The organism is Streptomyces sp. Ac-502, assembly GCF_045222935.1.
GTDB lineage: Bacteria > Actinomycetota > Actinomycetes > Streptomycetales > Streptomycetaceae > Streptomyces > Streptomyces monomycini.
The window spans coordinates 6,381,575-6,394,049 of record NZ_JBHFFO010000001.1 but is presented as its reverse complement, the minus strand read 5'-3'; the positions used below and the strand labels follow the sequence as shown (position 1 = coordinate 6,394,049).

Sequence of the window (12,475 nt, the reverse complement as noted above, 5' to 3'; positions counted from 1 at the left end):
CCCTTGCTTCTCGGGCGGGCCCGCGGGCCCGTGTCACGGCGGCGGCTCAGCGGAGGCGCAACGCCTTCATCGCGCGCAGGCTGCGGGTCATGAACGCCGCGTACTTCTCGTCGTCCATGCCGAACGACGGGGCGAGCGGCATGAGGCGCTGGTGGGCGACGGTCTGGGCCTCGGTGTACTTCAGGATGCCCTCGGAGCCGTGACGGCGGCCGAGGCCGGAGTCGCCCATGCCGCCCATCGGGGACTGGACGCTGCCGTAGGCCGCGGCGTACGCCTCGTTGACGTTGACGGTGCCGGTACGCAGCCGGGCGGCGACGGCGCGGCCGCGGCGGCCGTCCTTGGTCCAGACGCTGGAGTTCAGGCCGTACGGCGTGGCGTTGGCGCGCGCCACGGCCTCGTCCTCGTCGGTGAACCGGTAGACCGAGACGACCGGCCCGAAGGTCTCCTCCTCGCAGACGGCCATCGGGGACTCGACGCCGTCCAGGATGGTGGGCTCGTAGAACAGCGGGCCGATGTCCGGGCGGGCACGCCCGCCGGCGACCAGGGTGGCGCCCTTGGCGACGGCCTCGTCCACGTGCCGGGTGACGGTCTCCAGCTGGCGTTCGCCGACCAGCGAGCCCATGTCGGCGCCGTAGGCGAGGGCACTGCCCAGGCGCATCGCCTTCGTGCGGGCGGCGAAGCGCTCCACGAAGGCGTCGGCTATGGACGCGTGGACGTACAGCCGCTCGATGGAGATGCACAGCTGGCCGGCCGAGGAGAAGCAGCCGCGTACAGCGCCCGCGGCGGCCTTGTCCACGTCGGCGTCGTCCAGCACCAGCATGGCGTTCTTGCCGCCGAGTTCGAGGGAGACGCCGACCAGGCGGGCGGCGGCGCCCTGGGCCACCTCGCGGCCGGTGCGGGTGGAGCCGGTGAAGGAGACGTAGTCGGCGTGCTTGACGACCTCGGGGCCGACGACCGGGCCGTCGCCGAGGACGACCTGCCAGACCTCCGGGGGCAGCCCGGCCTCGATGAGCTGCTCGCGGGCCCACAGGGCGGTCAGCGCGGTCTCCGTGTCGGGCTTCATGACGACGGCGTTGCCGGCGGCGAAGGCGGGCAGCGCGTCGCCGACCGACAGCTCGAAGGGGTAGTTCCAGGGCGCGATCTGCCCCACGACCCCGCGTGGCTGCCGCAGTTCGGTGACCTTGGTGAGGGTCGGCACGACACCGGTGTGGCTCCGGGGGCGCAGGTACGCGGGTGCCTTGCGGCCGTAGTGGCGGGCCGCGACGGCGACGGCCTGGATCTCCTCGTGGGCGTGCAGCCGGGCCTTGCCGGTCTCCAGCTGGATCAGGTCCAGCACCTCGGCCTGGCGGCGGAGCATCAGGTCGTGGAAGCGCAGCAGGACGGCGGCGCGCTGCCGTACGGGCACCTCGGCCCAGGCGCGCTGGGCGGTACGGGCCCGCTCGAAGGCGGTGGCGACGTCCTCGGGCGTGGACTCGGGCAGGTCCGCCAGCTTCTCGCCGGTGAACGGCGTGTGGTTGGCGGTCCGGCCGCTGCCGGTGACGCCGCGGGTGAGGCGGGTGACCAGGTGCGGGGTGACCACGTCGGCGGCGGTACGGGTGCCGGCGGCGGCGCGGGCGACGGGGTTGCCGCCCGCGGGGGCGTCCCGGTCGGCGGCGGGCGCGGCGCCGACGGGTGCGGCGGAGCGGGTTCCGGTGTCCTGCGAGTCCGTCATGCGGGCGAGCGTATGACGCGCCGGACGCTTTGGGTACCCACCGGTAACGAGTTTTCACGCGGTGGGCACAATCGCGCCAGTGTTTGCTGGCCACAAGGGCGCTGTGCTGGGGGTTAGGGGTGCGGGGCGAAGCGGGGGACGGGGCGCGGGCGGCACCCGAGCGGTATGGGGGCGGTGCGCATACGGGTCCCCGGCGCTTGCGGCGAACGGTACGGCGGGGACGGGCCCCGTCACCGTGCCGGGGAGCCGACGCCTACCGGATGGAACGTCCGCGACGCGACCGTGAAGTGCCGTTTCGCCCGGTCGCGTTCGGCGAGCGGCGCCGAGACCCAGACGTCGTACGTCCTGCCGCTCTCCTCCCAGAGGAGGTCGAAGGTGTGCCGGGGGCCGCCGTCCTCCGGCCCGCCGTCCCAGGTGAACTCCCACCGGGCCGCGGGCAGGCCGCGGTGCGTGGCGCGCGTGACCGTGCCGTCGCGGTACCCGGGGTACTGGTCGGGGCCTTTCGCGTGGGCGTGGCGCAGGGTGTCGAGCGGCCCGGCGGGGGTGGCTTCCCTGAGACGGATGCCGAGCCGGTAGCGCCTGCCCTCGGAGGAGTAGAAGACGCGGGGTTTCTCGTACGAGCGGGTGGAGCCTTCGGGGACGGCGAGGGCGAAGCCGAGCGGGTCGCGCACCATGACGTAACCCGGTGGGACGGTGGCGGTGGCGGCCGTACCAGGGGTGCCCGAACGTTCCTGCGACGGAGACGGAGACGATGACGGAGACGGAGACGGAGACGGAGACGGCGACGCTGATGGCGACGGCGGCGACTGCGTCGCCCGGTGCCCGCCGCCCTTGCCGTCCCCACCCTCACCCCCGTCCCTGAGAAACAGCGCCGCGAGCCCCACCCCCACCCCCGCCAGCACACACACCGCCAGGCCCACCAGGAAAGCGGTGCGCGCCCGTCCGGTGTGCGGGCGGGCCGCGGCGGCCAGCGCGCGGTTCGCCAGGGCGTCCGGTATCGGAACACCGTGCGTACGGCCCGGCTCCGGCGCGGGCACCGGGCGCTCGGGTGCGGCGGGCGGGGGCGGCGGGGTCTCGGGCGCGCGGCCCGACTGGAGGTAGCCGCGCAACAGCCGTTCGGTGCCCGGGATGTCCAGCCGCCGCTCCGGGTCGCGTTCCAGCAGGCCGCGGACCACGGCCAGGAGGGGGCGGGCCGGTTCCGGCAGTTCGATCTCGTCGTGCACGACCGCGCTCAGCACGCCGCCCAGCGAGTCGCGGTGGAACGGCGACCGCCCGCTGAGCGCCGCGCACAGCAGCACACCGACCGACCACAGGTCCGCCGCCGGCCCGGCGTGCCGGCCGGCCATCCGCTCGGGCGCGGTGTACTCGGGCGAGCCGACGAAGCCGCCGGCCTCGGTCAGCGTCGGGCTGCCGGGGAGCTGGGCGACGCCGAAGTCGGTCAGGACGACGCGCCCGGTGCCCTCCTCCAGCAGGACGTTGGCGGGTTTGATGTCGCGGTGCAGGACGCCGCGCGCGTGCGCCACGCGCAGCGCGCCGAGCAGGGCCAGGCCGATGCGCGCCGCCTCGCGGGGCGCCAGCGGGCCGCCGCCGGACAGCCGGTCGTCGAGGGAGGCGCCGTCGACCAGCTCCATGACGATCCAGGGGCGCGCGTCCTGTTCGACGACGTCGTGCAGGACGATCACGTTCGGGTGCTTGATCCGCGCGACCGAGCGGGCCTCGCGCATCGCGCGCGCCCGTTCCGCTTCGGGGTCCGCGCCGGCCGGGCCGTCGTCCAGATGCAGTTCCTTGACCGCGACCTGGCGGCGCAGCATCTCGTCGGTGGCGCGCCAGACCGTTCCCATGCCGCCACGGCCGAGCCGTTCGCCCAGGCGGTAGCGGCCGGCGATGAGCCGGCCCTCGCCCCGCAAGCTCCCCATGGGGTCATCTTGCCCCAACGGCCGGGCGCAGGCGGCGGATGTCGGGGGGACACGGGGTGGACGAGAGGCGCACGGGTCGGTTGCGCACGATTGGGGCGCGCGCCCGCGGGCAGGGAGTGGGAAGCCTGGCCGGACGGTGTGCGGTGGGGCACGGTGACCCCGTGTACGGCAGTGCCGCACGACACACGCGGGGGAACCTCCGCCGCCTCCGCCGCCGTCCTTGACACAGTGAGGCGGCAGCAGCACACAGCAGTGGCAACAAGGCAGCGGCAAGCAGGCAGTCGGCAGCACCCGGGCTCTGAGCACGGCGCGGCGGATCGGGGGTCGGACATGGTGATGCAGGACGGCGGTGCGGTGGACGTCCGGCCCGGTGCCGACCCCGGGCGGGCGGCGGCCGGGCACGAGCGCGCGTACCGCACGGCGGGGACCGCCCTCGCGGTCTACGGCGGCGCGCTGACCGCCTGGACGGTGTACGGCATCGTCCAGGGCGACGGGAGCGTCTGGGACTTCTTCGAGGGGCTCTTCAACCCGCGCGCCTCCTTCTTCATGTGGACGCTCGGGCCGGGCGAATGGGCCCTGGTCGTCGCGCTGCTGGCGGTCGCGGCCGGAGCGCTGGCCCTGCGGCGGGTGGCGCGTACGGGTGCCCTGCTGCTGGGCTGGGTGATCCTCGCCCAGTCCGCGCGCGAGATCGTCGGCCTGTGCCACGCCGGGTACCGGCACGTGTACGCCCTGGAGCCGCTCGGCGGCTGGGTGCTGGCGACCCGGGCCCTGGGGCTGCCGACCGCCCTGATCGTGATCGTGGCGCTGCTCCGGGCCACCGAACGGCCGGGGGCGGCCGGGGCCGCCGCGGACGGCGGGGAGGACGACACCCGGACAGAGGCGACAAAACGGTCGTGCGCCGACGCCGACTCCTGGTGGCGGCGCCGGCTCTCCCGTATCTGCGGAGTGCTCTTCCTCGTCATGGGCGCGACCCGGCTCGTCTGGGCTGCGTGGGGCACGGCCGAGGAGCACATCGGCCTGGCCACCTATCTGCGCCGGGCGGTGGACGGCTCCGCGACCGGCGACGTCGTCCAGCTCTCGCAGTCCGGCGAGTTCACCACGCTCTCGTCGGTCACCGTCCTGCTGGTGCTCGGCGTGCTCGCCGTCCGCAGCAACCGTGACGTGCGCGGCGCCCTCCTGGTGTTCGCCGCGGTCGAGCTGTACCTGACCGTGCGGACGGTGGTCCTGCTGACCGTCACCGGGTTCTTCGGCGGCCCGCTCGTCACGGGCGAGAGCGCGGCGTCGCTGGTGATCACGGCGTACGAACTGGCCGCCACGACCTCGGTGGTGGTCCTGGCGACCGGCCGCTCGTTCAGTGCCTACGGCGCGTACGAGTCCCGGGTCAGCGGCCCGTATGGCGGTGGAAACCGTCGATCATCGCCTGACGGCCGGGCAGGTTGAACTCCCGGCCCAGGGTCCGCATGATCGAGTTCTCGGTGGGCCGGTTGAGGCCGCGCGGGTAGTAGCCGCCGCCCTCGAAGGCGCCGACCTTGCCGCCGTCCGGCGAATTCTGGCCGAGGTAGCGGTACCACTTGGCCTTCTTGGCCTTCATCTCCGCGACGCTCATCCTGGTGATGTTGGGCGCGTCCGGCTCCGGTCCGCTGTACGTGCCGTTGGTGTCGTACACGTACTCGTCGGCCAGCTTCCCGAGGGAGTGCCCCGTCTCGTGCACCGCCACCTGCGCGGAGTCGCGGTGGTCGGAGGAGGCGGTGGCGATGCCGTCGTACCCGACGGACGAGGTGATGCCGTTGTAGCCCGCGCCGCCGTACTTGGCGGAGTTGCCGAGGACGAGCACGAGGTCGGCGTCCGGGGCCTTGGAGGCGTACGACTCGACCTTGCCGGTGTCCACGCACAGCAGGCGCTCGATGTCGTCGCACCAGAAGCGGGCGTCCAGCGCGGTGTCCTTGACCACGCCCTTGGCCGGGTCGCCGGAGACGCCGGACTGGTTGGAGACGGCGTCCACGGTCCAGACGTTGAACAGCGAGCGGTTCGAGGCGTACGGCTCGACGGCGGATATCTGCGCCCACTTGGCCTTGGCGTCGGCGTGGAAGTCCTTCTGCTGGGCGAGCGTGTAACCGTCGCCGATGACGACGACGTCGACCTTCTTGTCGGTGGGGCCGTTGCGGACGACCGAGGTCACGGTGCCGTCGGCGGCCAGCTCGGCGGCGGAGCGCGCGCGGTGGGCGCTCAGCAGGCTCTTGGGCGTGGCGACCGGGACGGTGGTGTGCCGGGGGTGCCCCTGCGGGGTGAAGTACTCGACCTGCTGGGTACGGGCGGCCGCGGAAGGGGCGCCGAAGCGGCGGCGGGGGAAGCCGACGCGGCGGGGGCGGTGGCCGCCATGCCGCCGACGAGCACGAGGCCGGCCGCGGCGGCGGCCACGCGGACGCCCGTACGGCGTCGGGTGGCCGCCCGGTTCCGTATGCGGGTCCGTATGGAGGTGCCGGGCGGTGTGGGGATACGCCGGGGTCTGTGCACGAAGAAGCCTCCGAAGCGATGCCGAGCCGTGCCCCGGGGGGGCCGTGCTCCGAGGGGGTGGTGGCCCGCGCGGCGCCCAACGGGCGGGCGTACGGCGGATCGCGGCCAACCTAGAGGCGGCCGTGACGGGAGGCAACGGGCGGGGCGGAAGTTGTCCGGAGGTGACCGGCGCCGGGCAGGTCACCGGTGCGGACCGGGCCCACGGGGCTCGACGGCGACGGCCGCCACGTGTGGGGGTCGCGGCGGCCGTCACTGTGAGCTGCACCGCCTCGGCGGCTCGTGGCCTCCTCGGTGGTGCAGCATGAAAGGCACTCTGCCCGCGGGCGCCGCCTCACGGCATCCTCCGCAGGTCGTGCACCGACCCCCGCCGTCCGGCGGGGGTGGGCCACGGTGTGCGGCGGGCAGGCCCATGGACGCGATGCAGAGAGGGGCGGCCGGTGATCCGTGTCGCGGTGGTGGACGACGAGCGGCTGGTCAGATCCGGGCTGCGGATGATCCTGGGCACCGCCCCGGACATCGAGACGGTCGCGGACTGCGGCGGCGGCGAGGCCGTGGACACCGTGCTGGACAGCGCGGCGGACGTCGTACTGCTCGACATCCGGATGCCGGACGTGGACGGGCTGACCGTCCTGCGCGGCCTGCGCGCCGCCCCCGAACCGCCCGCCGTGGCCATGCTGACGACCTTCGACGCGCAGGAGTACCTGACCGCGGCGCTGCGCGAAGGCGCGGCCGGTTTCCTGCTCAAGGACTCCGACCCCGGACAACTCGTACGGGCCGTGCGGACCCTGGCCGAGGGCGGCAGCGTGCTCGACCCGGGCGTCACCCGGGCCGTGATCGGCGGCTTCCTCACCGCCGAGGACCAGGCCGCGGCGGTCCGCGCCGTAGCGGCGCTGACGCCGCGGGAGTCCGAGGTGCTGGCGCTGCTCGGCGAGGGCCTGGGCAACGCGCAGATCGCGGAGCGGATGGGCCTGGCGCCGAGCACCGTCAAGGACCATGTGCGGGCGCTGCTCGGCAAGCTGGGCGGGCTCAACCGGATCCAGGCGGCGATCCTCGCGGACCGCGCGGGCCTCGTCGCGGGCGGCCCCCGGTGAGCGCGGGCGGCGGCCTCCCCGGTGGCATACGCCGGGCCGTGCCCGCGGTCGCGCCCCTGGCCGTGCCGATGCTGCTGTCCATGGTGGACGCCTTCCTCGTCAACGGCCTGGACCTGGGCCTGGAGTTGGGCGTCTCCCTGGTCGCCGCCGCCGCGCTGCTGCTGCGGCGCCGGCTGCCGCTCGCCGTCTTCCTCGGCACCCTCCCCGGCCTCTACATCGGCTACATCTGGTTCGCGCCGATGATCGCCCTCTACACCCTCGCCGCACAGCGCCCCGGCCGCGCCCGGCTCGGCGCCTGCGCCGCGCTGCTGATCGCCGCGCACTGCCTCCCGTACCCGCTCTCCGACCTGGACCCGGGCGCGTACCGCGAGAACATCCAGGTGCTGATCGACGCGACGGTGACCTCCGCCGCGCCCATCGCGCTGGGCCTGCTGGTGCGCACCCGCCGCGAACTCGCCGCCCGGGTCGACGACCTGACCCGCAGCCTGCGCCGCGAGGACCGGCTGAACGCGGACCGGGTGCTGGCCACCGAGCGCGCGCGGCTGGCCCGCGAGATGCACGACGTGGTCGCGCACCAGGTGAGCCTGATCAGCCTCCAGGCCGGGGCGGTGCAGGTGAGCGCCGGGGAGGACGCCGTACGGGAGGCGGCCCGGACGATCCGCGAGCTGTCCGTACGGACCCTGGAGGAACTGCGGCACATGGTCGGCATCCTGCGGGCGGCCGGCGGCGGCAGCACGGACGCGCGGGGACCGGCACCGCAGCCGGACCTGGCCGAACTGCCGCGGCTGATCGAGATGAGCGCCCTGGACGTCGTGTACGAGCACGAGGTGCCGGACGGGGCGGCCGGGGCCAAGGCCGTGGAACGGGCGGCCTTCCGTACCGTCCAGGAGGCGCTGACCAACGTACGCAAGCACGCGCCGGGCGCGCGGGTACGGGTGCGGGTCGCGGCGGTGGGGGCGGAGCCGGACGCCCGCGACGGGGAGCCGGTGGCCCCGCAAGGGCTGCGGGTGGAGGTGCGCAACGGGCCGCCGGACACCTCGGCACCCGCCCCGGCGCTGCCGGGCGGGGGCCACGGCCTGGTCGGCCTGCGCGAGCGCGCCCAGAGCCTGGGCGGACTGCTGGAGGCCGGGCACACGGCGGACGGGGGATTTCTCGTGCGGGCGGAATTTCCCCGGGGTGCGGGGTGAGGATGTGGGGCGAGGGTGCGGAGAGAGGATGCGGGGCGCGGATTCCGCCGTGTTTATGGCGAGTTGAATTGATCAGGAGAAGGAAAGGCGGATCCCGCTCCACTTTCCATCACGTTGGGTAATTCATGGACAACTCTGCGCCATCGTCGACCGACGGGGCCCGCCGCCCGGCACCCCGCCCCCGGCGGGCCGCGCGGAGTTACGCGGACAGCGGGGCGGCCGCCTCGTCGACGGCCGTGTCCAGGTCCGGGTAGACCTCGAAGAGACGGCGCACGCCGAGCGCCGCGAGCACCCGGTTGACGTGCGAGCCGTCCACCGCGCCCTGCGCGGGCAGGATCAGCCGCAGCCGCCCCTGGCAGGACCGCATCAGCCGACGGGCGGCGATCAGCACGCCGACGCCGCTGGAGTCGCAGAACTGGACCTCGGAGAGGTCGAGCACCACGCTGCGGCGGCCCTCCGCGACCGCGTCGTGCACGTGCTGGCGCACCGCCGGCGACGTGACCAGGTCCATCTCACCGGAGACCTGCAACACGGCCCAGCGGCCCTGCACGCCTTCTGCCACCTTCAACGACACGCGCTCGAAGCCTTTCGCTCGCTTGCGGACGGGACACTTCCCGATACCCACCGGAATGCGCCCTTCCCGCCTCGACTGCCCGGCCGTTCTCCCCTGAAACTCTTCAGAATTCTGTGCGCAACGGACCGTTCCTCTCCAAGGCTATGCCCAGTGAGCGGGGAACTTTCCCCCGGAACCGGTCACACACGGATAACACATCGACAGATACAGACGCGAACGGTTGCGCTTCGATCCACTGTGAGCGGGCAATACCACCAAAAGTGACCGTCTCCATACCATCCGTGGACCACCGACAGGGCGGGTTTGCCGCAAAGGGGCAACAATGTCGGACCGGACCACTACATTCGATGGCACGGTGGAGTGCGGGACCGCGGGGCACGGCGGCGGCGAGGGATGGGGGCCGGATGGGACATGACGCACCACCGCGCTGGGACAGGCGGATGCAGCAGCGGCTGGCGCGCGGCGAGGCGGCCGCGCTCGGCGAGCTGTACGACCGGTTCGCTTCGCTTGTGCACAGCCTTGCCCGCCGGGTCCTCGGCAGCGAGACCGCCGCCGACCGCATCACCCGTGAGGTCTTCGGCTACATCTGGGAGAACCCCGACTCCTACGACCCCAAACAGGGGTCGCTGCGCTCCTGGGTGGCCCAGCTCGCCCACCGCCAGTCCGTGCACCGGCTGCGGCAGGCCGGGGCCGCCTCGGCCCGGGACCGCGGCGAGGACGCCCCCGAGCCCGCCGAGCTGGAACGCCAGATCCGCGCCGCCTCCACCGCCGCCCGCGCCGACTACATCGTCACGTCCATGCCCGCCCCGCTGCGTGCCGCCCTGGAGCTGGCCTACTTCCAGCGCCGTGACTACCGCCAGACCGCCGCCGACCTCGGCGTCACCGAGGACGAGGCCCGGCGGCGGCTGCGGCTGGGCCTGCAACTGCTGTCCACCGCGCACAACCACCAGGCCCTGCCGCCCGCGCGGCCGGCGGAGTCCCCGCCGAGCGGCCCCGCCCCCGGACGGCAGCCGTGAACGGCCCGGAGGAGTGGGACCGGCGCGACCCGGACGATCCACGCGACCCGGCCGCCCCGAACGCCCGGCGCGACGCGGACGGTCCGCACGACCCGACCGTCCGGCGCGACCCGGACGACCCGCACGATCCCGGCGTACCGCAAGGGCCGGGCACCGGTGGCGCGTCCCGCCCCGGCGGCCCGCCCCGTATACCGTCCCCGCGCACCGCGGCCGAGGACGACGGACCGCTGCCCGACGCGACCCCGCCCGCGGCGGAACCGTCCCCCTCGGAACCACCGGCGCCGGAACCAGAACCGGAACCCTCAGAACCGGAACCGGAACCAGAACCGTCGACACCGGAACCGGCGGCACCGGAACCGGCGACCGCCCCCGCGAACGCCGGGAGCGGACCCGCCCCCGCGCCGCCTCCCCACCGGGTCCTGAAGTCCCTGCTGGGCGCCTGGGCCCTGGCCGCCTGTTCCGCCGAGGAGACGGCCGCCGTCGAGGACCACCTGACGGACTGCGCGCCCTGCGCGGACGAGGCGCTGCGCCTGCGGGACGCGGTCGGCCTGCTGCATCCGGCCGACCCGCTGGACCTCGACCCGCTGCTGCGCTCGCGGGTGCTGGAGGGCTGCCTGGGGCGGCGTCCGGCCCGTATCCCGGTTCCGGAGTGGGCGGCTCCGTACGACGCCGAGACGGCCAAGCTGGACGCGCTGCTCAGCGACATGGGCGAGGCGGAGTGGCAGGCTCCGGTGCGGCTGCGCTGGTTCGAGGACGAGCGGGCCGCCGAGCGGCGCACCACCGTGGCCGGGGTCATCGGGCATCTGATGGCGGTGGACGGCCTGGTCGCCACCGCGCTCGGCCTCGGCGACCCGCTGGGCGCCGCCGCCCCGCACGGACCGGCCGGGCCCCGCGACCGTACGGAGGCCTGCTGGCAGGCGATCGCGGACGGCCGCGCCCCGCACGCCACCCGCACACCGTGGCGCGACCAGAGCCACACCCTGATCCGGACGGTCTCCTTCGCCGGCCACGGCGTCACCGAACTGGCCGTGCCGTACGGGGGCGGCGCCCGGCTGCCGCTGCGCGACGCCTTCCTGGACCGCGCCTTCGAGTGCTGGGTGCACGCGGGCGACATCGCCGAGGCGGTGGACTACCCGTACGAGGCCCCGGCCGCCGGGCATCTGCACCTCATGGTCGACCTGGCGGCCCGGCTGCTGCCCCGCGCGCTGGCCTCCCGGCGCCGGGCCGGGCTGGCGCCGCCGCCGCGGCACCTGGTCGAGGCGGGCGCGCCCGGCCGTACGCTGCACCTGGAGGTCGAGGGCTGCGGCGGCGGGCACTGGTACATACCCCTGGACTCGCCGGGAGCCGTCGGCACACCGGACCGCACGGTCGCGCACATCGCGCTGGACAGCATGGAGTTCTGCCAGCTCGCGGCCGGGCACGTCCCTCCGGAGGAGACGGCCGCCGGACAGCACGGCGAGCCGGAGGCGATCCGCGACGTCCTGTTCGCCACGGCGTCGCTCTCCCGGCTGTGAGCGTGAGCGAGCCCGTGCCCCGCCGGGGGCACGGGCAGCGGCCGCTCGTTACGCGAAGACGACCGTGCGCGAGCCGTTGAGCAGGACGCGGCGCTCGCTGTGCCACTGCACGGCGCGCGCCAGGGCCCGGCACTCCACGTCCCGGCCGACCGCCACGAGCTGGTCCGGCGTGACGCCGTGGCCGACGCGCTCGACCTCCTGCTCGATGATCGGGCCCTCGTCGAGGTCCGCCGTGACGTAGTGCGCGGTGGCGCCGATGAGCTTCACACCGCGCGCGTGCGCCTGGTGGTAGGGCTTGGCGCCCTTGAAGCTCGGCAGGAAGGAGTGGTGGATGTTGATGATCCGCCCGGACAGCGCCTTGCACAGGTCGTCGGAGAGCACCTGCATGTAGCGGGCCAGTACGACCAGCTCGACGTTCTCCTCGCGCACCAGCTCCAGCAGCCGCGCCTCGGCGGCGGCCTTGGTGTCCTTCGTCACCGGGATGTGGTGGAAGGGGATGCCGTAGGAGCCGGCCAGCTCGGCGAAGTCGGTGTGGTTGGAGACCACGGCCGCGATCTCGACCGGCAGCGCGCCGATCCGGGAGCGGAAGAGCAGGTCGTTGAGGCAGTGCCCGAACTTGGACACCATCAGCACGATGCGCATCTTCTCGTCGGCGCGGTGGATCTGCCAGTCCATCTGGAAGGAGTCGCCGACCGCGGCGAAGCTGGCACGCAGCTTCTCCACGCTGACCGTGGCGTCCGCGCTGAAGTGGACCCGCATGAAGAAGAGCCCGGTGTCGTGGTCCCCGAACTGCTGGCTGTCCTCGATGTTGCAACCGGTCATGAACAGGTAGCTGGACACCGCGTGCACGATGCCCTGCTTGTCCGGGCAGGAGAGGGTGAGGACGTACTGGTCGGGGGTACTGGGCTGCGAGTCGCTCATGACCTCATAGGGTCGCACATTCCCGGCCGTG

10 protein-coding genes are annotated in these 12,475 nt (G+C 74.1%); 5 read left to right on the top strand and 5 right to left on the bottom strand.

Annotated elements, in window-relative coordinates; genetic code table 11:
* Nucleotides 1–46: 46 nt before the first annotated feature.
* Entirely contained in the window at nt 47–1,711 is a 1,665-nt protein-coding gene (locus tag ACEXOX_RS29185; RefSeq protein WP_406524104.1) for a succinic semialdehyde dehydrogenase, read from the bottom strand.
* Between the two features lie 230 nt (nt 1,712–1,941).
* Nucleotides 1,942–3,627, bottom strand: coding sequence for a serine/threonine-protein kinase (locus ACEXOX_RS29180; protein ID WP_406524103.1), 1,686 nt, complete (start codon nt 3,625–3,627; stop codon nt 1,942–1,944).
* Between the two features lie 330 nt (nt 3,628–3,957).
* Between ACEXOX_RS29180 and ACEXOX_RS29175 the strand changes: the two genes are divergently transcribed.
* Nucleotides 3,958–5,067 (top strand): hypothetical protein, encoded by a 1,110-nt coding sequence (locus tag ACEXOX_RS29175; RefSeq protein WP_406524102.1) that lies wholly within the window; start codon nt 3,958–3,960, stop codon nt 5,065–5,067.
* On the opposite strand, the gene ACEXOX_RS29170 is transcribed toward ACEXOX_RS29175, so the two are convergent.
* Nucleotides 5,009–6,250: a M64 family metallopeptidase gene (locus tag ACEXOX_RS29170; protein WP_406524101.1), complete on the bottom strand. Its 1,242-nt coding sequence runs from the start codon at nt 6,248–6,250 to the stop codon at nt 5,009–5,011. The genes ACEXOX_RS29175 and ACEXOX_RS29170 overlap by 59 nt on opposite strands.
* Nucleotides 6,251–6,578: 328 nt before the next feature.
* Here ACEXOX_RS29170 and ACEXOX_RS29165 point away from each other — a divergent pair, with 328 nt between their 5' ends.
* Nucleotides 6,579–7,232 (top strand): response regulator, encoded by a 654-nt coding sequence (locus tag ACEXOX_RS29165; RefSeq protein WP_406524100.1) that lies wholly within the window; start codon nt 6,579–6,581, stop codon nt 7,230–7,232.
* A gap of 68 nt (nt 7,233–7,300) precedes the next feature.
* Nucleotides 7,301–8,419, top strand: a complete 1,119-nt coding sequence (locus tag ACEXOX_RS29160; protein WP_406526503.1) for a sensor histidine kinase — start codon at nt 7,301–7,303, stop codon at nt 8,417–8,419.
* Between the two features lie 199 nt (nt 8,420–8,618).
* On the opposite strand, the gene ACEXOX_RS29155 is transcribed toward ACEXOX_RS29160, so the two are convergent.
* Nucleotides 8,619–8,993 carry an STAS domain-containing protein gene (locus ACEXOX_RS29155; protein WP_406524099.1) on the bottom strand — a complete coding sequence of 125 codons (375 nt, stop codon included), beginning with the start codon at nt 8,991–8,993 and terminating at the stop codon, nt 8,619–8,621.
* Nucleotides 8,994–9,397: 404 nt separating this feature from the next.
* On the opposite strand from ACEXOX_RS29155, the gene ACEXOX_RS29150 reads away from it, so the two are divergent.
* Both ACEXOX_RS29150 and ACEXOX_RS29145 read left to right on the top strand, forming a co-directional pair.
* On the top strand, nt 9,398–10,009 hold the full coding sequence (locus ACEXOX_RS29150) for a sigma-70 family RNA polymerase sigma factor (RefSeq protein WP_406524098.1): 612 nt from the start codon (nt 9,398–9,400) through the stop codon (nt 10,007–10,009).
* A 188-nt stretch (nt 10,010–10,197) separates the two neighbouring features.
* Entirely contained in the window at nt 10,198–11,523 is a 1,326-nt protein-coding gene (locus ACEXOX_RS29145; RefSeq protein ID WP_406526502.1) for a zf-HC2 domain-containing protein, read from the top strand.
* A gap of 48 nt (nt 11,524–11,571) precedes the next feature.
* Here ACEXOX_RS29145 and purU read toward each other — a convergent pair whose 3' ends face one another.
* Nucleotides 11,572–12,444, bottom strand: a complete 873-nt coding sequence (gene purU / locus ACEXOX_RS29140; RefSeq protein WP_406524097.1) for a formyltetrahydrofolate deformylase — start codon at nt 12,442–12,444, stop codon at nt 11,572–11,574.
* Nucleotides 12,445–12,475: the final 31 nt, after the last annotated feature.